This window comes from Streptomyces sp. NPDC090119 (genome assembly GCF_044747085.1).
In the GTDB taxonomy this organism is placed as follows: Bacteria; Actinomycetota; Actinomycetes; order Streptomycetales; family Streptomycetaceae; genus Streptomyces.
In genome coordinates, this window is the sequence record NZ_JBIVDK010000003.1 from 311,936 (window position 1) to 334,516 (window position 22,581).

The 22,581-nt window shown below is 71.6% G+C and carries 18 protein-coding genes; 11 read left to right on the plus strand and 7 right to left on the minus strand.

Going from position 1 to position 22,581, the window contains the following annotated elements:
• Positions 1-30 precede the first annotated feature (30 nt).
• The 5 genes from ACIPPM_RS14090 (at position 31) to ACIPPM_RS14110 (ending at position 4,736) form a co-directional block, all read left to right on the plus strand.
• The gene (locus ACIPPM_RS14090) at positions 31-1,482 is read left to right on the plus strand and encodes a penicillin-binding transpeptidase domain-containing protein (protein WP_401448465.1); all 1,452 of its coding nucleotides are present in this window, start codon (positions 31-33) and stop codon (positions 1,480-1,482) included.
• 132 nt (positions 1,483-1,614) lie between these two features.
• Positions 1,615-2,553 carry a diiron oxygenase gene (locus ACIPPM_RS14095; protein ID WP_401447090.1) on the plus strand — a complete coding sequence of 313 codons (939 nt, stop codon included), beginning with the start codon at positions 1,615-1,617 and terminating at the stop codon, positions 2,551-2,553.
• 46 nt (positions 2,554-2,599) lie between these two features.
• The gene (locus tag ACIPPM_RS14100; protein ID WP_401447093.1) at positions 2,600-3,259 is read left to right on the plus strand and encodes a TetR/AcrR family transcriptional regulator; all 660 of its coding nucleotides are present in this window, start codon (positions 2,600-2,602) and stop codon (positions 3,257-3,259) included.
• Between the two features lie 4 nt (positions 3,260-3,263).
• Positions 3,264-3,575, plus strand: coding sequence for a hypothetical protein (locus tag ACIPPM_RS14105; RefSeq protein ID WP_401447096.1), 312 nt, complete (start codon positions 3,264-3,266; stop codon positions 3,573-3,575).
• A 114-nt stretch (positions 3,576-3,689) separates the two neighbouring features.
• Entirely contained in the window at positions 3,690-4,736 is a 1,047-nt protein-coding gene (locus tag ACIPPM_RS14110; RefSeq protein WP_401447099.1) for an NlpC/P60 family protein, read from the plus strand.
• Between the two features lie 36 nt (positions 4,737-4,772).
• Here ACIPPM_RS14110 and ACIPPM_RS14115 read toward each other — a convergent pair whose 3' ends face one another.
• From ACIPPM_RS14115 to ACIPPM_RS14135, 5 genes are read right to left on the minus strand one after another with little or no spacing between them, the layout of a single operon-like run.
• A complete protein-coding gene (locus tag ACIPPM_RS14115; protein ID WP_388995504.1) occupies positions 4,773-6,029 on the minus strand; it encodes a styrene monooxygenase/indole monooxygenase family protein in 1,257 nt (418 codons plus the stop codon).
• 29 nt (positions 6,030-6,058) lie between these two features.
• Entirely contained in the window at positions 6,059-6,715 is a 657-nt protein-coding gene (locus tag ACIPPM_RS14120; protein ID WP_393596165.1) for an ATP/GTP-binding protein, read from the minus strand.
• Positions 6,696-7,121: a DUF742 domain-containing protein gene (locus tag ACIPPM_RS14125; protein WP_393596166.1), complete on the minus strand. Its 426-nt coding sequence runs from the start codon at positions 7,119-7,121 to the stop codon at positions 6,696-6,698. Before ACIPPM_RS14125 ends, ACIPPM_RS14120 begins: the two co-directional genes overlap by 20 nt.
• Positions 7,118-7,618 carry a roadblock/LC7 domain-containing protein gene (locus ACIPPM_RS14130; RefSeq protein WP_388995513.1) on the minus strand — a complete coding sequence of 167 codons (501 nt, stop codon included), beginning with the start codon at positions 7,616-7,618 and terminating at the stop codon, positions 7,118-7,120. Before ACIPPM_RS14130 ends, ACIPPM_RS14125 begins: the two co-directional genes overlap by 4 nt.
• Entirely contained in the window at positions 7,615-10,413 is a 2,799-nt protein-coding gene (locus ACIPPM_RS14135) for a nitrate- and nitrite sensing domain-containing protein (RefSeq protein WP_401447105.1), read from the minus strand. The genes ACIPPM_RS14130 and ACIPPM_RS14135 overlap by 4 nt, the downstream gene beginning before the upstream one ends.
• Positions 10,414-10,794: 381 nt before the next feature.
• Here ACIPPM_RS14135 and ACIPPM_RS14140 point away from each other — a divergent pair, with 381 nt between their 5' ends.
• A complete protein-coding gene (locus ACIPPM_RS14140; RefSeq protein WP_401447108.1) occupies positions 10,795-11,583 on the plus strand; it encodes a hypothetical protein in 789 nt (262 codons plus the stop codon).
• An 18-nt stretch (positions 11,584-11,601) separates the two neighbouring features.
• Here the strand turns inward: ACIPPM_RS14140 and ACIPPM_RS14145 are convergent, their stop codons facing one another.
• A complete protein-coding gene (locus tag ACIPPM_RS14145) occupies positions 11,602-12,093 on the minus strand; it encodes a MarR family winged helix-turn-helix transcriptional regulator (RefSeq protein ID WP_393596169.1) in 492 nt (163 codons plus the stop codon).
• A 225-nt stretch (positions 12,094-12,318) separates the two neighbouring features.
• On the opposite strand from ACIPPM_RS14145, the gene ACIPPM_RS14150 reads away from it, so the two are divergent.
• The gene (locus ACIPPM_RS14150; RefSeq protein WP_401447110.1) at positions 12,319-13,137 is read left to right on the plus strand and encodes a lysozyme; all 819 of its coding nucleotides are present in this window, start codon (positions 12,319-12,321) and stop codon (positions 13,135-13,137) included.
• A gap of 60 nt (positions 13,138-13,197) precedes the next feature.
• Here ACIPPM_RS14150 and lon read toward each other — a convergent pair whose 3' ends face one another.
• Positions 13,198-15,627 carry an endopeptidase La gene (gene lon, locus ACIPPM_RS14155; RefSeq protein ID WP_401447112.1) on the minus strand — a complete coding sequence of 810 codons (2,430 nt, stop codon included), beginning with the start codon at positions 15,625-15,627 and terminating at the stop codon, positions 13,198-13,200.
• A gap of 145 nt (positions 15,628-15,772) precedes the next feature.
• Here lon and ACIPPM_RS14160 point away from each other — a divergent pair, with 145 nt between their 5' ends.
• The 4 genes from ACIPPM_RS14160 (at position 15,773) to ACIPPM_RS14175 (ending at position 22,556) form a co-directional block, all read left to right on the plus strand.
• Entirely contained in the window at positions 15,773-16,459 is a 687-nt protein-coding gene (locus tag ACIPPM_RS14160; RefSeq protein WP_401447114.1) for a spermidine synthase, read from the plus strand.
• A gap of 108 nt (positions 16,460-16,567) precedes the next feature.
• On the plus strand, positions 16,568-17,308 hold the full coding sequence (locus ACIPPM_RS14165) for a response regulator transcription factor (RefSeq protein ID WP_388995535.1): 741 nt from the start codon (positions 16,568-16,570) through the stop codon (positions 17,306-17,308).
• Positions 17,305-18,417, plus strand: a complete 1,113-nt coding sequence (locus ACIPPM_RS14170; protein ID WP_401447117.1) for an ATP-binding protein — start codon at positions 17,305-17,307, stop codon at positions 18,415-18,417. The genes ACIPPM_RS14165 and ACIPPM_RS14170 overlap by 4 nt, the downstream gene beginning before the upstream one ends.
• 314 nt (positions 18,418-18,731) lie before the next feature.
• The gene (locus tag ACIPPM_RS14175) at positions 18,732-22,556 is read left to right on the plus strand and encodes a multifunctional oxoglutarate decarboxylase/oxoglutarate dehydrogenase thiamine pyrophosphate-binding subunit/dihydrolipoyllysine-residue succinyltransferase subunit (protein ID WP_401447119.1); all 3,825 of its coding nucleotides are present in this window, start codon (positions 18,732-18,734) and stop codon (positions 22,554-22,556) included.
• The last annotated feature ends 25 nt before the right edge of the window (positions 22,557-22,581 follow it).

Sequence of the window (22,581 nt, forward strand, 5' to 3'; positions counted from 1 at the left end):
GGACCCGGCGAGTACGGCGGCAACCATCCGATGGCCCCCTACATCCGGCACGCCCTGGGCTTCTGCGGCCTGCTCCTGCTGGCCCTGCTGGTGAACGCGGCCCGGGTGCAGGTGGTGGAGGCGGGCGCGTACGGCGACAACCCGGCCAACCGCCGCTCGGCCATCGCCCGTTACCAGCAGCCGCGCGGGAACATCCTGGTCGGCGCGGCACCGGTGACCGGCTCCCGCGACACCGGCGAGCAGCTGCGCTACGAACGCACCTACCTGGACGGCCCGTTGTACGCCCCGGTGACCGGCTTCGCCTCGCAGCGGTTCGGCTCCACCTTCCTGGAGCACGCGGAGGACGGGCTGCTGTCCGGCACCGATCCGCTGCTGTCGGAGTTCCCGGTGTGGCACGACACGGCCGACGCACCGGGCGGGAACGTCGTCACCACGCTGAACGCCAGGGCCCAGCGGGCCGCGTTCCAGGGGCTCGGCGGGCGCAAGGGGGCGGTGGCCGCGATCGAACCGGCCACCGGCAAGGTGCTGGCGCTGGTGTCGACCCCGTCGTACGACCCGGCGCTGCTGTCGGGGAACAGTACGGGCGTGTCGGCGGCGTGGGAGCGGCTGAACGCCGATCCGGACAAGCCGATGCTGAACCGGGCGGTGCGGCAGACGTATCCGCCCGGGTCGACGTTCAAGGTGGTCACGGCGGCGGCCGCGCTGGACGCCGGGGTGATCACGGACCTGGACGCAGCCACCGACTCCCCCGACCCGTACCGGCTGCCGGGCACCACGACCCGGCTGACCAACGAGGCCGACGACTGCCGGGACGCCTCGCTGCGGGTGGCGTTCGCGTGGTCCTGCAACACGGTGTTCGCCAAGCTGGGTGTGGACGTCGGGCTGCCGGACATGTCGGCGACGGCGCGGGCCTTCGGCTTCAACGACACCAGGCTGAAGGTGCCGTTCGCGGTGGCGGAGTCCACCTTCGACACCGTGGTGGACAAGGCGCAGCTGGGGCTGTCCTCGATCGGGCAGTACAACACCCGGGCGACCCCGCTGCAGATGGCGATGGTCTCGGCGGCGGTGGCGAACGGCGGGCAGGCGCGGGCGCCGTACCTGGTGGAGCGGACCACCCGGTCCGGGGGCGAGACGGTCGCGGGCGGCGGCGCGCATCCGCTGAGGCAGGTGATGCGGCCGTCGACGGCGTGGCAGCTGAAGGAGCTGATGCGGGACGCGGTGGAGCGGGGCACCGGCGGCAACGCGGCGATCCGGGGTGCCACGGTCGGCGGCAAGACGGGCACCGCGCAGCACGGGGTCGGCAACACCGGGCTGCCGTACGCCTGGTTCGTGTCCTGGGCGCAGGCGGACGGCACCGCGGAGCCGGGGGTGGCGGTCGCGGTGGTGGTGGAGGACGCCTCGGCGGACCGGGGGGAGATCAGCGGGGGCGGGGACGCGGCGCCGATCGCCCGCGAGGTGATGCGGGCCGTGCTGGGTTCCTGAACCGGTCGGGGCCGTAAGGGGGTTCGTCGTCGGTAAAAGTCGTGCGCGAGGGATTGACGCCCTTGCTGACACGCAGTCTCATAAGAGGCGGACGACGACGTACCCCTGTGCTGGACGAGGTGACTTAAGGCCATGACGACCCTGACGGAAGAGGAAACGCTCGACGGGCTGCGCGACGCGCTGGGCGCGCTCAAGGACCGCGAGCAGGTGGCCGAGCGACTGCTCGTCTCGTCCGCCAAGCACTCCTTCGACCCGGACAAGGAGCTGGACTGGGACGCCCCCTTCGAAGAGGGCAAGTGGTTCTGGCCCCCGGAGCTGGTGTCGCTGTACGGCACGCCCCTGTGGCACAGGATGAGCGAGGAGCAGCGCATCGACCTGTCCCGGCACGAGGCGGCCGCGCTGGCCTCGCTGGGCATCTGGTTCGAGCTGATCCTGATGCAGCTCCTGGTCCGGCACATCTACGACAAGCCCGCCACCAGCGCCCATGTGCGGTACGCGCTCACCGAGATCGAGGACGAGTGCCGCCACTCCAAGATGTTCGCCCGCGTGATCACCCGCGGCGGCACCCCGTACTACCCGGTGAGCCGGGCCCACCAGAACCTCGGGCGGCTGTTCAAGACCGTCTCCACCACGCCCGGCTCCTTCACCGCCACCCTGCTCGGCGAGGAGGTGCTGGACTGGATGCAGCGCCTCACCTTCCCCGACGAGCGGGTGCAGCCTCTGATCCGGGGCGTCACGCGCATCCACGTGGTGGAGGAGGCCCGGCACGTCCGGTACGCCCGTGAGGAGCTGCGCCGCCAGATGGTGACGGCGCCGAAGTGGTCGCGGGAGTTCACCCGCGTCACCTCCGGCGAGTTCGCGCGGGTCTTCTCCATCGCCTTCATCAACCCGGAGGTGTACACCAACGTCGGGCTCGACAAGCGTGAGGCGGTCGCCCAGGTGAAGGCCAGCGGGCACCGGCGCGAGGTGATGCAGACCGGCGCGGGCAGGCTCACCGAGTTCCTGGACGAGATCGGCGTGCTGCGCGGCGCCGGACGGCGGCTGTGGAAGGCGTCGGGGCTGCTGGCGTAGCCGCCCGGGGGCGCCACGGGGAGGACGGCCGATTACGCTGCCAAGCATGACCCCGCAGGCCGCCACCCCCGCCTACCGACGCCTCAGTGTGGAGCAGCGCCGCAGCCAGCTGCTGGACTCGGCGCTGTCCCTCTTCGCGCACCGCGCGCCCGAGGAGGTCTCCCTGGACGACGTGGCGGAGGCGGCCGGGGTCTCCCGCCCGCTGGTCTACCGCTACTTCCCCGGCGGCAAGCAGCAGCTCTACGAGGCCGCGCTGAAGTCGGCCGCCGACGCGCTGCGGCTCTGCTTCGACGAGCCCCGCGAGGGGCCGACGGTGCCCCGGCTGGGGCGGGTCCTCGACCGCTATCTGGCCTTCGTGGACGAGCACGACACCGGGTTCAGCGCGCTGCTCCAGGGCGGCAGCGTGGTGGAGACCTCCCGGACCACGGCCATCGTGGACGGGGTGCGCCGGGCCGCCGCCGAGCACCTCTACCGCCACCTCGGGGTGGCCGAGCCGGGGCCCCGGCTGCGGATGACGGTGCGGATGTGGATCGCGGCGGTCGAGGCGTCGTCGCTGATCTGGCTGGACGAGGAGAAGCAGCCGCCCCGGGACGAGCTGCGGGACTGGCTGGTCGAGCAGTTCACCGCCGTCCTGGTGGTGACCGCCGGACGCGACCCGCAGACGGCGGCCCTCGTCGCCTCGCTCGACGCGGATGACCGAGACTGAGCGCGTGAAGAGTCAGGACATCCCCTTCGAGGGCGGACCGATGGACGGCCGGGTGCTGCCGGTGCTGCTCGGCCCGACCGGCCACCCCCCGAAGACGTACCGCATCCCGGTCCCCGACGCGGCGGGCGGCCCGCCCACCGTGCTGGTCTACCGACGCACCCCGCGCGGCCACACCAGGAGGCTGGGGCTGCTCCGGGGCTGGAAGTACGTGCACGACCCGGAGGGCCTCGGCGACGCCGACCGGCTGCGCTGGCCCTGGTCGCGGCCGAGGCGGGACAACACGCCGGACGGCAAGCCGGACGACCCGACCGGGTGACAACGTTGCGCCGGTCCGCGCACGTTCGGCGCGCAAACCCCGCGAAACGCGGCACAAGCTCCCGGTAGGGAGGCAGGCGGGACGGCCGCCGCCCCTCGCACCGGAGGTGATGTCGTGTCAGTAGCCCTGCTGCGTCTGGCGTGTACGGCCGCGATGGCGGCCCAGGTCGCGTTCGCGCCGCTGCCCGCGGTGGCCGCGCCGGAACCGCAGCGGCCGGTGGCCCAGCTGCTGACGGACCTTCAGCGGCTGTACCAGCAGACCGAACAGGCCACCGAGACCTACAACGCCACCGCGGAGAAGCTGGCCGCGCAGCGGGCCGAGGTCAAGCGGCTGGACGGCGAACTGGCGGACGCCCGGCAGGCGTTGCGCGGCAGCCGGAGCGACGCCGGACGGCTCGCCCGCGAGCAGTACCAGAACAGCTCGAACTTCTCCGTCTACGTCCGCGTCCTCCTCGCCCGCGACCCGCAGCAGGCGCTCGACGAGGGCCATGTCATCGGCCGCGTCGCCGGTGAACGCGCCGCCACCGTGGACCGGCTGACCGGCGCCGAGCGGCGCGCGGACGCCCTGGCCAGGTCGGCCCGCAAGGCCCTGGACACCCAGCTCACCCTGGCCGCACGGCAGAAGAAGCAGCGCGACGACGTGACGAAGCGCCTGTCCGAGGTGGAGCGGCTGCTCGCCTCCCTCACCCCCGAGCAGCAGACCGAGCTGGCCCGGCTGGAGCAGGACGGCGTGACCGAGGCGCAGCGGCGCCTGATCGCGTCGGGCACCCTCGGGGACGACGACCGGCCCGCCTCCGCGGAGGGCGGCAAGGCGGTGCGCTTCGCCCTGGACCAGATCGGCAAGCCCTACCTGTGGGGCGCGACCGGCCCCGCCTCCTTCGACTGCTCGGGCCTGACCTCCCGCGCCTGGGCCCGCGCGGGCACCCCGATCCCCCGCACCAGCCAGGAACAGTGGGCCCGCCTCCCGCACGTCCCGCTGAACTCCATGCGCCCCGGCGACCTGGTCATCTACTTCCCCGAGGCGACCCACGTCGCCCTCTATCTCGGCGGCGGCAAGGTGGTGCAGGCCCCGCGCACCGGCGACAAGGTCAAGATCTCTCCGCTGGCGGCCAACCCGGTCCTGGGCGCCGTACGACCCGACGCGGCCCCGCGCCGCCTGTAGCAGGCGGGCACGGGGCCGAAGGAGTCGTCGAGTGGATCAGGCGCCCGCGGCCACCGAGCCGACGTACGCCTCCGTCTTCGCGGGGTCGTAGAAGAAGTTCTCGAAGTCGGCCGGGTTGTCGAAGCCGTTGGCGAAGCGGTCGGCGACCGGCTGCAGCTGGCCCGCGGCGCCGATCAGGTTGAGGATGTGCTCCGGCGGCGGGGCCAGCATGGCGTTGGTCCACTTGGTGACGTGCTGGGCGGTGGCCCAGTAGCGGTCGAAGGTGGCCTTCATCCACTCCTCGTCGAACGGCTGGTCGCCGCGCTCCAGGATGGAGTCGAGGTAGGCGGCGGCGCACTTGGACGCCGAGTTGGAGCCCTGGCCGGTGATCGGGTCGTTGGCCACGACCACGTCGGCCACGCCGAGGACCAGTCCGCCGCCGGGCAGCCGCCCGATCGGGTTGCGCACGGTCGGCGCGTAGCGGCCCGCCAGGGTGGCGCCCGCGTCGGTCAGCTCGACCTTGGTGGCGCGCGCGTACTCCCAGGGCAGGAACTTCTCCATGAGCTCCAGGGTCAGGGAGAGGTGCTCGGTGGGGTCCTTGACGCCGTTGAACACGTCGAGCGGGCCACCGGGTATGCCCTCCCAGAACAGGATGTCGGCGCGGCCGGAGGTGGTCAGCGTCGGCATCACGAACATCTCGCCGACCCCGGGCACCAGGTTGCAGCGGACCGCGTCGAACTCCGGGTGCTCGGGGCGCGGGCCGAGCCCGTGCACGTACGCCACCGCGAGCGCGCGCTGCGGCTCGGTGTACGGGGAGCGCTCCGGGTCACGGCCGAACATCGACACCAGCTCGCCCTTGCCGGCCGAGACCAGCACGAGGTCGTAGGTGCGGGAGAAGTAGTCCAGGTCACCGACGGCCGCGCCGTGGATGACGAGCTGGCCGCCGCGCTGGGCGAAGGTCTCCATCCAGCCGGCCATCTTGACCCGCTGGTCCACCGACTGCGCGTAGCCGTCCAGCTTGCCGACCCAGTCGATGGCCCGCTGGGAGGGGCCGGGGTCGAAGGAGCCGGGGGCGGCGACCGAGACGCCGAGCCCCTCGATCTTCGGGGCCTGGGACTCCCAGAAGTTCAGCTGGAGGTCACGCTCGTGCTGGAGGGCGGTGTCGAACATGCACTGCGTCGACATGACCCGGCCGGACCGGATCTCGTCCGCCGTCCGGTTGGACATCAGGGTGACCTCGTAGCCGTGCGACTGGAGGCCGAGGGCGAGCTGGAGACCGGACTGACCGGCTCCGACGACGAGTATCTTCCGCATGCGGGGGCGTCTCCTACGGGGGCTGGGGACTACTCGGGGGTTACGTCGAGCGCGTGGCCCACCAGGGCCAGGAGGGTCTCGATCGCTGAGATCCGGCGCCGCGCATCCATGATCATGACAGGGATGTGGGCGGGTATGGTCAGCGCCTCCCGCACGTCCTCCGGCCCGAACATCTCGCTGCCGTCGAAGTGGTTGACCGCCACCACGTACGGCAGGCCGCAGCTCTCGAAGTAGTCCAGCGCCGGGAAGCAGTCCTTGAGCCGCCGGGTGTCGGCGAGGACCACGGCACCTATCGCGCCGCGCACCAGGTCGTCCCACATGAACCAGAACCGCTGCTGGCCCGGCGTGCCGAACAGGTAGAGCACCAGGTCGTCGTCGAGCGTGATGCGGCCGAAGTCCATGGCCACGGTCGTGGAGGTCTTGCCCGGCGTGGCGGTGAGGTCGTCGGTCTCCTCGCTCGCCTGGGTCATCAGCGCCTCGGTCTGCAGCGGGGTGATCTCCGAGACCGCGGTGACCAGGGTGGTCTTGCCGACGCCGAACCCGCCCGCCACCACGATCTTCGTGGCGACGGGGGCCCGGCTGCGGTCCTGCTGCCAGGACTTCAGTTCCTCGACGGGCTCGGCCACGCCGTCGACGGGGGAAGCGTTCCCGACGGGGGCGGTCGCGTCAGAGACGGCGGAGTCCACTCAGCACCCTTTCCAGCAGCGCGCGGTCCGGACGGCCGGTGCCGTGACCGGTTCCGGTGCCGTAAACACGGATCTTTCCCTGGTCAGCGAGGTCACTGAGGAGCACCCGGACCACGCCGAGCGGCATTCTCAGCAGCGCGGCGATCTCGGCCACCGTGCGCATACGGCGGCACAGTTCGACGATGGCGACCATCTCCGGCATCACGCGCGGAGCGGCCCCGTTCGCCAGTTCCTTGCGCTCCTCCGGGGCGTCGAGCGCCGCGGTGCTGGCCACGAACGTCTCCACCAGGAGGACGTGGCCGAAGCGGGTGCGGCCGCCGGTGAGCGAGTAGGGGCGCACGCGGGCGGCCTTGCGGTCGCTGCCGCGCGTGGGGAGCTGCGTCTTCTTCCTGGCGATGGCGCTCATCGGCTGCTCCCGCTCGGTTCGGACTCCATGGATTTCCGCAGTTCGCTGCGGAGTTCCGGGGTCAGCACATGTCCGGCCCGGCCGACGAAGAGCGCCATGTGGTACGCGATCACGCTCATGTCGCACTCGGCGGAGCCGTGCACGCCCAGCAGCGAGCCGTCGCTGATCGACATGACGAAGAGGCTGCCCTCGTCCATGGCGACCATGGTGTGCTTGACCGAGCCGGAGTCCATCAGCTTGGCGGCGCCCACGGTGAGGCTGCCGATGCCGGAGACGATGGTGGCCAGGTCGGCGGCGGAGCCGCGGGGGCCCTTGGTCACCGGCCGGTTCTGCCGCTCCGCCTCGGCGCGGCTCGGGTCGGACGACAGCAGGAGGAGGCCGTCGGAGGAGACGACCGCGACCGACTGGATACCGGGTACTTCCTCGACCAGGTTGGTCAGCAGCCAATGCAGGTTGCGGGCTTCACTGCTCAGTCCGTAGGTACTGGGCGTGGTCAACTGCTTGCCTCCTCGGCGTGGCCCCCCGTGGATTCTTCGACGTGTGCACTGCTGGTGGGCCGCTGGTTCTGCGCCGTGTGCTCGGCGATCTCCGCTTCCACGTCCCGGTAACCGGCCTGCGCCCCCTTGCGGAAGCCGCCGAGCCTGCGGCGCAGGGCCTCGGCGTCCACACCGGTGGCGCGCGGGCGGACCGGGGCCTCGGGCGCGGTGATCTTCGGGGTGCGCTTGGGCAGGCCCTTGCTCGTCAGCTTCTCCTCCGTCTCGTCCGGGGCACGGTCGTGCGTGGCCTCGGCGGGGAGGGGGGCGGCGGGCTCGGGGATGACGGGCGCCGGGGTGACGGGCGCGGGGGTGACGGGAGCAGTCCGGTCGGCGGGGGCGGCCGACGGGAGCAGCAGCTCCATCGTGGTCTCGGGGGCCGACTCGGGCAGGGCCTCGGGCAGCGTCTCCAGCAGCACCTCGGGCGCCGTCTCGGGCGGCAGCTCGCGGGTGGCCTGCCTCGGGATCACCGCTTCGGCGGCGTCCGCCTTGTCGGCGGAGGCGCCCTGCTCGGCGATCTCGTTGTCGGCCACGGCCTTCTCGGCGAGGGCGACCAGCGGGTCGGTGCCCTTGGGGCGGCCGCGCAGCACGTTGGAGTTGGCCTCGGCGTCGGCGCCGGGCAGCGAGAAGCTCTGGGTGCCCGCGGTGCGGGTGGCGTGGTGCGGGACCGCGCCGACCGGGGTCTCGGCGAGCAGCGACCGGGGCAGCACGACGACGGCGGCGACCCCGCCCTGCTTCTGCTCGCGCAGCTGCACCCGGATGCCGTGCCGGTGGGCGAGCCGGGCGACGACGTACAGGCCGAGGCCGAGGCCGTCCTCGCCCTCCTGCTCGTACGGCGACTCCGGGTCGAAGTCGGCGAGGCGGCCGTTGAGCCGCTCCATGCGCTCGACGGCCATGCCGATGCCTTCGTCCTGCACCGACAGCATGACCTCGCCGGACTCCAGCAGCCAGGCGGAGACCTCGACGGGCAGGTCGGGCGGGGAGAACGAGCTGGCGTTCTCCATGAGTTCGGCCAGCAGGTGGGAGAGGTCGTCGGCGGCGAAGCCGGCCACATGGGCGTGCGGCGGCAGGGCGGCGATCCGGACGCGTTCGTACCGCTCGATCTCGCTGACGGCCGCGCGGACCACGTCGACCAGCGGGACCGGGCCGTGGGCGGGCTGGATGTGCTCGGTGCCGGAGAGGACCAGGAGGTTCTCGCTGTGGCGCCGCATGACCGTGGCGAAGTGGTCCAGCTTGAACAGGGTGGCCAGGCGCTCCGGGTCCTGCTCGCGCTCCTCCAGCCCCTCGATGACGGAGAGCTGGCGTTCGACCAGGCCGAGGGTGCGCAGCGCGAGGTTGACGAAGGTGCCGCCGATGCTCTCCCGCAGGCGCTCCAACTGGGCGCTGGAGTCGCTGAGTTCGGCGCGCAGCGCCTCGCGGGCGTCGGCCATCTTCTGCCGCTGGCCGACCAGGTGCTTGCGGTCGGCCTCCAGGGTGGCGACCCGCTCGTGCAGGGTGACGGCGTGCGCGTGCAGGGCGTTCACGGAGCGGACGACCTGGGCGAACTCGTCGTTGCGGCCGGTGAAGGCGATCGGCTCCTGCCCGGCGGGGTCCTCGGCACCGGCCAGGCGGGCCGAGCCCCGGCGCAGCACGGAGAGCGGGCGGGTCAGGGTGCGGGCCATGGCGGTGGCGATGCCGACGGCGACCAGCATCAGGGCGCCGAGCACCGCGATCCGGATCTCCAGCCCGGTGACGTCGTCGTCCCGCAGGGTGGCGAGGTTCTGCCCCTGGCGCTCGTAGAGAGCGGACTCGGCGCCGCGCATCAGGTCGACGCGGGCGGAGAGCGCCGCGTCCGCCTTCTTGGCGCTGACGGCGAGCTGCCGGTCGCCGAAGGTGGGCTGGGCCGTGAGGAAGCCCAGGTACTTGTCGGCGGTGTTGACCTCGGGGCCGGTGACCGTGGAGTCGTAGGAGGTGACGGCGTCCTTGGGCGCGGTCTCGCGGAAGGTGGCGAGACCGGCGTCGGCGCGCAGCCGGGCCCGCTGGGCGGCGGCGGTGAGCGCGTCCCGGCGGGCGGTGTCGTCCTTGCTGCTGCCGCTGCTGGTGACGGGCAGTCCGGTGACCGGGCTGATCTGGGTGCTGGGCGTGGTGGGGACGCTGAGCGCGGCCAGCAGCAGGCCGCGCGCGGCGGCGGACTGCTGGACGGCGGAGTCCAGTTCGGCGAGCGCGTAGGCGCCGGACCCGGCGCGCGGGGGCGTCCGCTCGGCCAGTTCCTCGGCGAGCCGGTGCAGTTCGGTGATGGTGGCCGAGTACGCCTGGTGGGTGCGCAGCGCGTCCGACTTGCCGGTCAGGGCGGTGCGGCGGACGGTGGCGATGCCGTCCAGCGCGGTACGCAGCCGGGACGGCAGGTCGGTGTCCGCGCGCAGGTCCTCGACCTGGTGGTCGACGCGGGTGCCGCGCTGCTCGGAGGGCGCCTTGGTCTTCGGGCGTCCGGCGGCGACGTAGGAGGTGACCTCGTCGCGTTCGTCGGCCAGCGCGTGGGCGAGCGAGAGGGCGTCCTGCGTCTCGTCCGCCAGTGTCACCAGCTTCTGGGACTCATGGAGGTCCCCGGAGGCGGTGAGCAGGGCGGGGGCGCCTGCCGCGGCTATGGCGGCGGCCACCACGGCCACGGCGACGATCAGCCGGTTGCGCACATGGGTGGGACGTCCAGCGCCCACGGGGGTCTGTTCGGTCCCCTGGGGGGCCGTCTGCCTGCCTGTGCGCCGAGGCCGCTTCTTCTGCACCGGTGCTCGCAATCCTGAACTCGTCTACGGAAGGGCCGGGCGGCGCCCCGTCGTCTCGGTGCCAAGTGGTGCGTACACCCGGTTCGTGGTTCCCGACCCTCCCAGCGCCGGTGGGCAGTGGCCGCGCATCACCTGACCCGCCACCCGAAGGAGTGAACATCGGAGGGGAGTTGGCGGGCAAGTCGTGACGGCGCCCCGAGCACCCCAGTGCGGCGGGCCGGTTGGACGCGCGGGACAGGCTTTGGCAGTATTCGCCGCCACGCATTCCCGGACCATGCCATTTGCCGCCAATTCCGGCGTCTGAGCTGCACGGTCGCGCCAAAGAGGGCGCATGCTCCGGACATTGCCCCGCCTCGTGAAGGAGTCGTGCAGACTGGCGGGATGCGCACTGATCTCGTCTCGGAACCCGGCGGCGCCGACCGGCCCAACGAGGACTTCGCGGGCGTCGGACTACCCGCCTGCGGTCAGGGCGGTTGCGTGATCTTGCTGGACGGAGTGACACCGCCCCCGTACGCGCCGGGCTGCTCGCACCCGGTGCCCTGGTTCACCGCCCGGCTGGGCGGCGCGCTGACCGAACTGACCGTTTCCCACCGAGATCTGACGCTGGCGGAGATTCTCAGCCGGGCGATCAGCCAAACATCCGAGGCCCATCTGATCACCTGTGACCTTTCTCACCCGCGTACGCCCCAGGCGACGGTGGTGCTGGTCCGCTGGTCGGCACGGACGGTCGAGTACCTGGTGCTCTCGGACTCCGCGCTGCTGCTGCGCGCCCCGGACGGCACGGTGACCCCGGTGCTGGACGACCGGCTGAGCCGCCTGCCCCGCGAGGCACTGGTGAGCGCGGAGCGGGTGGACGCCGAGCTGCGGAACAAGGAGGGCGGCTTCTTCACGGCCGCCGCCGACCCCGCGGTGGCCCGGTACGCGGTGACCGGCTCGGTGCCGCGCGCCGAGGTGCGCTCGCTGGTGGCACTGACCGACGGCGCGGCCCGCTGGACGGAGAAGTTCCACGAGGGCGACTGGACGGCCCTGTTCGACCTGGTCGCCAAGGAGGGCACCCGCGCCCTGGTGGACCGGGTGCGGGAACTGGAGCTGGGGGACCGGGAGGAGCGGGCGTTCCTGGGCCGCAGCAAGACGCACGACGACGCGACAGCGGTCCACGTGGAGCTATGAGGGCGCGTCCGGAAGCGGCTACTTCTCCGCGATGCCGTTCAACTCGTGCAGCAGCCGCGCGAGTTCGGCGACCTCGCGGCGGTCCCAGTGGGCGAGCTGGCTGACGTAGCGGGCGCGGCGGGCCTCTCTGACCTGGCCCACCCGGCCCCGGCCCTCGTCGGTGAGGGTGACCAGCCAGGCGCGGCCGTCGGCCGGATCGGGCTCGCGGGCGATCAGCCCGAGGTCCTCGAGCGCGCGCAGCTGACGGGACATGGTGGCCTTGCCGACGCCGATGTAGGCGGCCAGGTCGGTGGCCCGCTGGGCGCCCTGCTCGTCGAGCCTGATGAGCAGGCCGTACGCGGCCGGTTCCAGGTCGGGGTGGACCTCGCGGGCCATCTCGCCCTGGTTGGCCCGCGCCCGCCGCAGCAGCACCGTCAGTTCGCGTTCCAGTGCCAGGAATTCCTGGTCGACACAGCGCGGCGCCACGGGTGCGGCGCCGCCGCCCGTACCGTTGTTCCCGTCCTCGTGCACCTCAGTACCCCTGCCCGGTTTCGCGTCTGAAATTTTCTGCCGGACCCCGTCATCGCCGCAGCTCGGTCAGTATTTCGCAGGCGTAGACCAACGGCGGCATCCGGACCCCCTTCCCACCCCCGTATCTACGTGCGTAGCTTCTTGGACGGGCCCCTTTGGGCGGCCCCACGCAACAGGCTCGTCGGTCATTTCTGGTCCCCCACCTTTCTCCCGGAAGGCCACGCCATGCCCGTGCACAGACCCGGCCCCGCCCGCCCGCGCACGTTCGCCGTCCTGCTCACGGCCCTGCTCGGCGCGCTCTCGCTCGTGTTCGGTACCGCTCCCGCCCAGGCCGCGCCCCACCGCGGTGACGCCTACCTAGGTATCGGCGTCCTCTCCCACGACGGCCGCTCCGGTGCTCCCGCGGGCACCCGGGCCGCCCAGACCGAGGGCGTCGACGTCTCCGGCCACCAGGGCGACGTCGACTGGGCCACGCTGTGGAACAGCGGTGTGCGCTGGGCCTACACGAAGGCCACGGAGGGCACCTACTACACCAACCCGTCCTTCGCCCAGCAGTACAACGGCTCCTACGGCGTGGGCATGATCCGGGGCGCGTACCACTTCGCCACCCCGGACACCACGAGCGGCGCGGTGCAGGCCAACTACTTCGTGGACCACGGCGGCGGCTGGTCGCGGGACGGGCGGACGCTGCCCGGCGTGCTGGACATCGAGTGGAACCCGTACGGCGACGCCTGTTACGGCATGGCCGGGGCCGCGATGACCAACTGGATCGCGGACTTCCTGAACACCTACCGGGCGCGCACCGGCCGGGACGCGGTGATCTACACGGCGACGAGCTGGTGGACCCAGTGCACCGGCAACACCGCCGCCTTCGGCGCGGTCAACCCGCTGTGGATCGCCCGGTACGCCACCGCGCCGGGCACGCTGCCCGCGGGCTGGGGCGTGCAGACGATGTGGCAGTACACCTCCTCCGGCCCGACGGTCGGCGACCACGACCGGTTCAACGGCGCCCTGGACCGGGTGCAGGCGCTGGCCAACGGATAGGAGCACGAGGAAAGGCCCGAGCCCCCCTTCTTCCAGGGGGACTCGGGCCTTCGCCCTGCCTCAGGCCGCGGCCGGGACCTCCGCCACGGTGGCGGCGGGCGCGAGGGCCAGCTCCAGCACCTGACGGACGTCGGTCACGGCGTGCACTTCGAGCTTCTCCAGCACCTCGGCCGGGACGTCGTCCAGGTCGGCCTCGTTGCGCTTGGGGATGATCACGGTGGTCACCCCGGCGCGGTGCGCGGCGAGCAGCTTCTGCTTCACCCCGCCGATCGGCAGCACCCGCCCGGTCAGCGAGACCTCACCGGTCATCGCCACGTCCGTGCGGACCAGCCGGCCGGAGAGCAGGGACGCGAGCGCGGTCGTCATGGTGATGCCCGCGCTCGGCCCGTCCTTGGGGACCGCGCCCGCCGGGAAGTGGATGTGCGCCCCCCGGTCCTTCAGGTCGGCCACCGGCAGCTCCAGCTCCGCGCCGTGACTGCGCAGGAAGCTCAGCGCGATCTGCGCCGACTCCTTCATCACGTCACCGAGCTGCCCGGTCAGGGTCAGCCCCGCCGCGCCCGTCTCCGGGTCGGCGAGCGATGCCTCGACGTACAGCACGTCGCCGCCCGCCCCGGTGACCGCGAGCCCGGTCGCCACACCGGGTACGGCAGTACGGCGCTCGGCCGGGTCCTGCGCGGACTCGGGAACGTGGTGCGGACGCCCGACCAGGCCGCGCAGATCCTCCTCGCGGACGGTGAACGGCAGCTCCCGCTCGCCCAGTTCGTGCTGGGCCGCGACCTTGCGCAGCAGCCGGGCCACGGTCCGCTCCAGGGTGCGCACGCCCGCCTCACGGGTGTACTCCCCCGCGAGCTTGCGCAGCGCGCCCTCGTCGATCACGACCTCCTCGCCGGTCAGACCGGCGCGCTCCAGCTGGCGCGGGAGCAGGTGGTCGCGGGCGATGACGACCTTCTCGTCCTCGGTGTAGCCGTCGAGCCGGACGATCTCCATCCGGTCGGCCAAGGCCTCCGGGATCGCCTCCAGGACGTTGGCGGTGGCGAGGAAGACCACGTCGGACAGGTCGAGTTCGACCTCCAGGTAGTGGTCGCGGAAGGTGTGGTTCTGCGCCGGGTCCAGCACTTCGAGCAGGGCGGCGGCCGGGTCGCCCCGGTAGTCCGAGCCGACCTTGTCGATCTCGTCGAGCAGCACGACCGGGTTCATCGACCCGGCCTCCTTGACGGCGCGGACGATACGGCCGGGCAGCGCGCCGACGTAGGTGCGCCGGTGGCCCCGGATCTCCGCCTCGTCGCGGACACCGCCGAGCGCGACCCGGACGAACTTCCGCCCCATCGCGTGCGCCACCGATTCGCCGAGGCTGGTCTTGCCGACGCCGGGCGGTCCGACCAGCGCGAGCACGGCACCGCCGCGCCGCCCGCCGATGACACCGAGGCCACGCTCGTCGCGCCGCTTGCGCACCGCCAGGTACTCGGTGATGCGTGCCTTCACGTCGTCCAGTCCGGCGTGCTCGGCGTCCAGGATCTCCTTGGCGCCCTGGATGTCGTAGGCGTCCTCGGTCCGCTCGTTCCACGGCAGTTCCAGGACGGTGTCCAGCCAGGTCCTGATCCAGGAGCCCTCGGGCGACTGGTCGGAGGAGCGCTCCAGCTTGTCCACTTCCTTGAGCGCGGCCTCGCGGACGTGCCCGGGCAGGTCGGCGGCCTCAACGCGGGCGCGGTAGTCGTCGGACTCCTCGGCCGCGTCCGGGCCGTCGCCGTTCAGCTCGCGCAGCTCCTTGCGGACCGCTTCGAGCTGGCGGCGCAGCAGGAACTCGCGCTGCTGCTTGTCGACGCCCTCCTGGACGTCCTTGGCGATGGTCTCGGCCACGTCCTGCTCGGCGAGGTGGTCGCGGAGCTGCTGGGTGGCGAGCTTCAGGCGGGCCACCGGGTCGGTGGTCTCCAGCAGCGCGGTCTTCTGGTCGGTGGTGAGGAACGGCGAGTAACCGGAGTTGTCGGCGAGCGCGGAGACGTCGTCGATGGCCTGGACCCGGTCCACGACCTGCCAGGCGCCGCGCTTGCGCAGCCAGGTGGTGGCCAGCGCCTTGTACTCCTTGACCAGGTCGGTGACCTGGCCGGGCAGGGGCTCCGGCACGGTCTCCGCGACCTTGGCGCCCTCCACCCACAGGGCGGCGCCGGGGCCGGTGGTGCCCTGGCCGATGCGCACCCGGTCGCGCCCCTTCACCAGGGCGCCGGGGTCGCCGTCGGCGAGTCTGCCGACCTGCTCGACGGTGCCGAGCACGCCGGTCCTCGCGTAGGTGCCGTCGATGCGCGGGACCAGCAGCACCTTCGGCTTGCCGGACTCCGTGCGCGCGGCGGACTGGGCGGCCTCCACGGCGGCCCGGACCTCGGCGTCGCTCAGATCCAGCGGAACGACCATGCCGGGCAGCACGACCTCGTCGTCGAGCGGCAGCACGGGCAGAACGAGCGTGAACTCCATGGACTCACCCGACTCATCAGGCATGATCTCCCCTTTGTCAGTCAACTTGAGCAACACTGACTCAACTCAATGCACTGATCTCAATGCGCCGGGGCGGTTGAATGTTCCCCGAACATCGTTCGCTCTGGGCGAACGAAGACTTCCGCGGCGAGCGGGGCAGGATGTCGGCATGACTGCCACGCACGACGACCCCGTGGAGCCCGTCGTCCTGGACCGGCGCGAGGGTCCGTACGGCGAGGTGGTGCTGCGCCGGAGCGGGGAGCTGCTCCAGATCATCGCCAACGGGTGCTTCCTGATGGACACTTCGGACGGCCGCTCGGAGCGGCTGCTGGTGGACGCGGCGCGGGACGCGCTGGACGGGCGCCCGGCGCCGGAGGTGCTGATCGGCGGGCTCGGCGTGGGCTTCTCCCTGGCGCACGCGGCCGCCGACCCCCGCTGGGGGCGGATCGCCGTGGTCGAGCGCGAGCCCGCCGTCGTCGACTGGCACCGCGGCGGCCCGCTGGCCGGGATCTCCGCCGACGCCCTGGCCGACCCGCGCACGCGCGTCGTGGAGGCGGATCTCGTCACTTACGTCAATGAGACATCGGACACGTTCGACGCGCTGTGCCTCGACATCGACAACGGCCCCGGCTGGACCGTCACAGAGGGCAACGACAGCCTGTACACACCGGACGGACTCGCCGCCTGCGCAAGGGTGTTGAGGCCCGGCGGGGTACTGGCGACGTGGTCCGCGCAGCCCTCTCCGGAATTTGAAGGAACCTTGCGGAATGCCGGTTTCCGGCAGGTGCGTACCGAAGAGGTCCCCGTTGCCCGTGGCGTTCCCGACGTGGTCCACCTCGCCGTCCGACCTGGATAGCGATGGCCAGGCGTGTCCCCGTAATGTGCGGCGTGACGCGGATCATTCAAGCGTCAATCGCAGTCATGGGATCACCCCACGGATTCCGGAAAGCAACAGGGGCGGGCGATGGAGCAGACACACACCTCCCAGACCAGCGCGGCGACGACGTCTCAGGGCGCGCAGCGCCGGGTCCTGGTCGTAGAGGACGACCCCACGATCGTCGACGCCGTCGCGGCCCGGCTCCGTGCCGAGGGATTCCTCGTACAGACGGCCAGTGACGGACCGTCAGCGGTCGACACGGCCGAGGCATGGCAGCCGGATCTGCTGATCCTCGACATCATGCTGCCCGGCTTCGACGGCCTGGAGGTCTGCCGCCGGGTGCAGGCGTCCCGCCCGGTGCCGGTGATGATGCTCACCGCGCGCGACGACGAGACCGACATGCTGGTGGGTCTCGGGGTCGGCGCCGACGACTACATGACCAAGCCGTTCTCCATGCGGGAGCTGGCCGCGCGCGTGCACGTCCTGCTGCGCCGCATGGAGCGCGCCGCGCTCGCCGCGACCACGCCCCGCTCCGGGATACTCCGGCTCGGCGAGCTGGAGATCGACCACGCCCAGCGCCGGGTGCGGGTGAAGTCCGACGACGTGCACCTGACGCCCACCGAGTTCGACCTGCTGGTGTGCCTGGCCAACACCCCGCGCGCGGTGCTCTCCCGGGAGCAGCTGCTCGCCGAGGTGTGGGACTGGGCGGACGCCTCCGGCACCCGGACCGTGGACAGCCACATCAAGGCGCTGCGCCGGAAGATCGGCGCCGAGCGCATCCGCACGGTGCACGGGGTCGGTTACGCGCTGGAGACGCCGACGCCGTGAGTCTCGGACGGGAAGCGGGGCGCCGACGCGCCGGGGGCGGACCCTGGGGCGGCGTACGCCCGTTCTCGATCAAGACCAAGCTGGGCGCGCTGGTCGTCATCTCGGTGCTGATCACCACCGGTCTCTCCATGATCGCGGTGCACACCAAGACCGAGCTGCGCTTCATCACGGTCTTCTCGATGATCGCCACGCTGCTGATCACCCAGTTCGTGGCGCACTCGCTCACCGCGCCGCTGGACGAGATGAACGCGGTGGCCCGCTCCATCTCGCACGGCGACTACACCCGCCGGGTGAGCGAGGGCCGCCGCGACGAACTCGGCGACCTGGCCGTGACGATCAACGTCATGGCGGACGAGCTGGAGGCACAGGACCTCCAGCGCAAGGAGCTGGTGGCGAACGTCTCGCACGAGCTGCGCACCCCCATCGCGGGGCTGCGCGCGGTGCTGGAGAACATCGTCGACGGCGTCACCGAGGCCGACCCGGAGACCATGCGCACCGCGCTGCGCCAGACCGACCGGCTGGGCCGCCTGGTGGAGACCCTGCTCGACCTCTCCCGCCTCGACAACGGCGTGGTCCCGCTGAAGGCCCGCCGCTTCGAGGTGTGGCCGTATCTGTCCGGGGTGCTCAAGGAGGCCAACATGGTCGCCTCGGCACGCGCCGGGCTCGCCTCCGGCTCCGGCAGTCACACCCGTACCGACGTCCATCTGCACCTGGACGTGTCCCCGCCGGAGCTGACCGCGCACGCCGATCCCGAGCGCATCCACCAGGTCGTGGCGAACCTCATAGACAACGCGGTCAAGCACAGCCCGCCGCACGGCCGGGTGACGGTGCGGGCCCGGCGCGGGCCGCGTCCGGAGTCGCTGGAGCTGGAGGTGCTGGACGAGGGTCCGGGCATCCCCCGGTCCGAGTGGCACCGCGTGTTCGAGCGGTTCAACCGGGGCCAGGTGACCCGCCCGCACGGTCCGGGCAGCGACGGCGGCACCGGTCTGGGGCTGGCCATCGCCCGCTGGGCGGTGGATCTGCACGGCGGCCGGATCGGTGTGGCCGAATCCGAGCGCGGATGCCGGATCATCGTCACCCTTCCGGGAGCCGTTCCGGCGTCGAGTTGACGCTCCGCGCCCCCATGGGGTTCAGTCGGATGATCAAGATCACAATCGTTCGCCCAGCCGGACACCTGTGATCAGGCACGGGCCAGCGCGATGCGCCGAGCGAGGACGCTCAGGGCCCTGCTGCGGCGTGCCCGCAACGTCCCTTCCGTATCCGGAACCCCGGTTGTTTCCCGCCATTTCACGGCCCGAAACGCGGTTCCCGATGTGACTTGCGCGACGATGAACGGGCCCGACCTGACCTTCCCGCTCGGGGAGGCGTAGCCTTTATTCCCGCTGTCCATCACCTTGTGAAGCGGAAGAGGGCGGTTACCGCCGTGTCGCCACAGTCCCCCAGTAACTCGAACGTCTCCACCGACGACCAAGCCGGGAAGAACGCCGCCGCGGCGTTCGGCCCGAACGAGTGGCTCGTCGATGAGATCTATCAGCAGTACCTCCAGGACCCGAATTCGGTAGACCGTGCCTGGTGGGACTTCTTCGCCGATTACAAGCCGGGGGCGCCCGCCGCCCCGGCTCCGGCGGGTACCGCGGCCGCGGGGGCCGCGGGCACCACCCCCACCGCTCCCCCGGCCCAGGCCGCGCCGGCTCCGGCCGCGCCCGCCCAGGCCCAGGCACAGGCCCCGGCTGCCAAGCCCGCCGCCACGCCCACGCCCGCCCAGGCTCCGGCCCAGGCGCCCGCGGCGAAGGCGGCTCCGGCCGCCCCGGCCCCGGCGAAGGCGGCCCAGCCGGCCGCGAAGCCGAAGGCCGCCGCCGCGCCCGCCACGGAGGCCCCCGAGGGCCCCGAGTACGTGACGCTGCGCGGTCCGTCCGCGGCCGTGGTCAAGAACATGAACGCCTCGCTGGAGCTGCCGACCGCCACCTCGGTCCGCGCGGTCCCGGTGAAGCTGCTGTTCGACAACCGCATCGTCATCAACAACCACCTCAAGCGGGCCCGCGGCGGGAAGATCTCCTTCACGCACCTCATCGGGTTCGCCATGGTGCAGGCCATCAAGGCCATGCCGCCGATGAACTACTCGTTCGGCGAGAAGGACGGCAAGCCGACCCTGGTCAAGCCGCCGCACGTGAACCTCGGTCTGGCCATCGACCTGGTGAAGCCCAACGGCGACCGCCAGCTCGTCGTCGCGGCCATCAAGAAGGCCGAGACGCTGAACTTCTTCGAGTTCTGGCAGGCCTACGAGGACATCGTCCGCCGCGCCCGCGAGGGCAAGCTCACGATGGACGACTTCACCGGTGTCACGGTCTCCCTGACCAACCCCGGCGGCCTCGGCACCGTGCACTCCGTGCCGCGCCTGATGCCCGGCCAGTCCGTGATCATGGGCGTCGGCTCCATGGACTACCCGGCGGAGTTCCAGGGCACCAGCCAGGACACCCTGAACAAGCTCGGCGTCTCCAAGGTCATGACGCTCACGTCGACCTACGACCACCGGGTCATCCAGGGCGCCGCCTCCGGCGAGTTCCTGCGCCAGGTCGCGAACCTTCTCCTCGGCGAGAACGGCTTCTACGACGACATCTTCGAGGCGCTGCGCATCCCCTACGAGCCGGTCCGCTGGCTCAAGGACATCGACGCGTCCCACGACGACGACGTCACCAAGGCCGCCCGCGTCTTCGAGCTGATCCACTCCTACCGGGTCCGCGGCCACGTCATGGCCGACACCGACCCGCTGGAGTACCAGCAGCGCAAGCACCCCGACCTCGACATCACCGAGCACGGGCTCACCCTGTGGGACCTGGAGCGCGAGTTCGCCGTCGGCGGCTTCGCGGGCAAGTCCCTGATGAAGCTGCGCGACATCCTGGGCGTGCTGCGCGACTCGTACTGCCGCACCATCGGCATCGAGTTCATGCACATCCAGGACCCCAAGCAGCGCAAGTGGATCCAGGACCGCGTCGAGCGCCCGCACTCCAAGCCGGAGCGCGAGGAGCAGCTGCGCATCCTGCGCCGCCTGAACGCCGCCGAGGCGTTCGAGACGTTCCTGCAGACGAAGTACGTCGGCCAGAAGCGGTTCTCCCTGGAGGGCGGCGAGTCCGTCATCCCGCTGCTCGACGCGGTCATCGACTCCGCCGCCGAGTCGCGCCTGGACGAGGTCATCATCGGCATGGCCCACCGCGGCCGGCTGAACATCCTCGCCAACATCGTCGGCAAGTCGTACGCGCAGATCTTCCGGGAGTTCGAGGGCAACCTCGACCCGAAGTCGATGCACGGCTCCGGTGACGTGAAGTACCACCTGGGCGCCGAGGGCACCTTCACCGGGCTGGACGGCGAGCAGATCGCGGTCTCGCTGGTCGCCAACCCCTCGCACCTGGAGGCGGTCGACCCGGTCCTGGAGGGCGTCGCCCGCGCCAAGCAGGACATCATCAACAAGGGCGGCACGGACTTCACCGTGCTGCCGGTGGCGATCCACGGCGACGCGGCCTTCGCGGGCCAGGGCGTGGTGGCCGAGACCCTGAACATGTCGCAGCTGCGCGGCTACCGCACCGGCGGCACGGTCCACATCGTCATCAACAACCAGGTCGGCTTCACCGCCGCCCCGGAGTCCTCGCGCTCCTCGATGTACGCCACCGACGTGGCCCGCATGATCGAGGCCCCGATCTTCCACGTGAACGGCGACGACCCGGAGGCCGTGGTCCGCGTCGCGCGGCTCGCCTTCGAGTTCCGTCAGGCGTTCAACAAGGACGTGGTGATCGACCTCATCTGCTACCGCCGCCGCGGGCACAACGAGTCGGACAACCCGGCCTTCACCCAGCCGCTGATGTACGACCTGATCGACAAGAAGCGCTCGGTGCGCAAGCTGTACACCGAGTCCCTGATCGGTCGTGGTGACATCACCCTGGAGGAGGCCGAGCAGGCGCTCCAGGACTACCAGGGCCAGCTGGAGAAGGTCTTCACCGAGGTCCGCGAGGTCACCTCGCAGCCCGCGCAGGGCGAGTCCCAGCCGCCCAAGGACGGCTTCCCGGCCGCGGTCCCGACCGCGATCTCCGCCGAGGTCGTCAAGCGGATCGCGGAGTCCCAGGTAAACGTCCCGGACAACATCACCGTCCACCCGCGGCTGCAGCCGCAGCTCCAGCGCCGGGCGGCGATGGTGGAGGACGGCACGATCGACTGGGGCATGGGCGAGACCCTGGCCATCGGTTCGCTGCTGCTGGAGGGCACCCCGGTCCGGCTCGCGGGCCAGGACTCCCAGCGCGGCACCTTCGGCCAGCGCCACGCGGTGCTCATCGACCGGGAGACCGGCGAGGAGTACACCCCGCTGCAGTACCTCTCCGAGGACCAGGCGCGGCTGAACGTCTACAACTCCCTGCTCTCCGAGTACGCGGCGATGGGCTTCGAGTACGGCTACTCGCTCGCCCGCCCGGACGCGCTGGTGATGTGGGAGGCGCAGTTCGGCGACTTCGTCAACGGCGCGCAGACGGTCGTGGACGAGTTCATCTCCTCGGCCGAGCAGAAGTGGAACCAGACCTCCGGTGTGGTCCTGCTCCTGCCGCACGGTTACGAGGGCCAGGGCCCGGACCACTCCTCGGCCCGCCCGGAGCGGTTCCTGCAGCTCTGCGCGCAGAACAACATGACGGTCGCCATGCCGACCTCCCCGGCGAACTACTTCCACCTGCTGCGCTGGCAGGTCCACAACCCGGACCACAAGCCGCTGGTCGTCTTCACCCCGAAGTCGATGCTGCGTCTGAAGGCCGCGGCGTCGTCGGCGGAGGAGTTCACCTCCGGCGAGTTCCGTCCGGTCATCGGTGACAGCACGGTGGACCCGGCGGCCGTCCGCAAGGTCGTGTTCTGCTCGGGCAAGGTGTACTACGACCTGGAGGCCGGGCGGCAGAAGCGCGGCGCCACGGACACGGCGATCATCCGCCTCGAGCGGCTGTACCCGCTGCCCGGCGCGGAGGTCCAGGCCGAGGTCAACAAGTACCCCAACGCCGAGAAGTACCTGTGGGTGCAGGAGGAGCCGGCGAACCAGGGTGCGTGGCCGTTCATCGCGCTCAACCTGATCGACCACCTGGACCTGGCCGTCGGTGCCGACGTCCCGGCGGGCGAGCGCCTGCGCCGCATCTCGCGCGCGCACGGCTCGTCCCCGGCGGTGGGCTCCGCGAAGCGCCACCAGGCGGAGCAGGAGCAGCTGGTGAACGAGGTCTTCGAAGCCTGACCTCGGCTCACTGAGCAACGCTGTA

What these genes read in the sequence shown, in the direction of transcription:
- ACIPPM_RS14115 (WP_388995504.1), bottom strand. Translation starts at nt 6,029, where the DNA reads ATGCGGAAGATACTCGTCGTCGGAGCCGGTCAGTCCGGTCTCCAGCTC.
- lon (WP_401447112.1), bottom strand. Translation starts at nt 15,627, where the DNA reads ATGCCTGATGAGTCGGGTGAGTCCATGGAGTTCACGCTCGTTCTGCCC.
- ACIPPM_RS14165 (WP_388995535.1), top strand. Translation starts at nt 16,568, where the DNA reads ATGGAGCAGACACACACCTCCCAGACCAGCGCGGCGACGACGTCTCAG.
- ACIPPM_RS14125 (WP_393596166.1), bottom strand. Translation starts at nt 7,121, where the DNA reads ATGAGCGCCATCGCCAGGAAGAAGACGCAGCTCCCCACGCGCGGCAGC.
- ACIPPM_RS14150 (WP_401447110.1), top strand. Translation starts at nt 12,319, where the DNA reads ATGCCCGTGCACAGACCCGGCCCCGCCCGCCCGCGCACGTTCGCCGTC.
- ACIPPM_RS14095 (WP_401447090.1), top strand. Translation starts at nt 1,615, where the DNA reads ATGACGACCCTGACGGAAGAGGAAACGCTCGACGGGCTGCGCGACGCG.
- ACIPPM_RS14160 (WP_401447114.1), top strand. Translation starts at nt 15,773, where the DNA reads ATGACTGCCACGCACGACGACCCCGTGGAGCCCGTCGTCCTGGACCGG.
- ACIPPM_RS14100 (WP_401447093.1), top strand. Translation starts at nt 2,600, where the DNA reads ATGACCCCGCAGGCCGCCACCCCCGCCTACCGACGCCTCAGTGTGGAG.
- ACIPPM_RS14140 (WP_401447108.1), top strand. Translation starts at nt 10,795, where the DNA reads ATGCGCACTGATCTCGTCTCGGAACCCGGCGGCGCCGACCGGCCCAAC.
- ACIPPM_RS14090 (WP_401448465.1), top strand. Translation starts at nt 31, where the DNA reads ATGGCCCCCTACATCCGGCACGCCCTGGGCTTCTGCGGCCTGCTCCTG.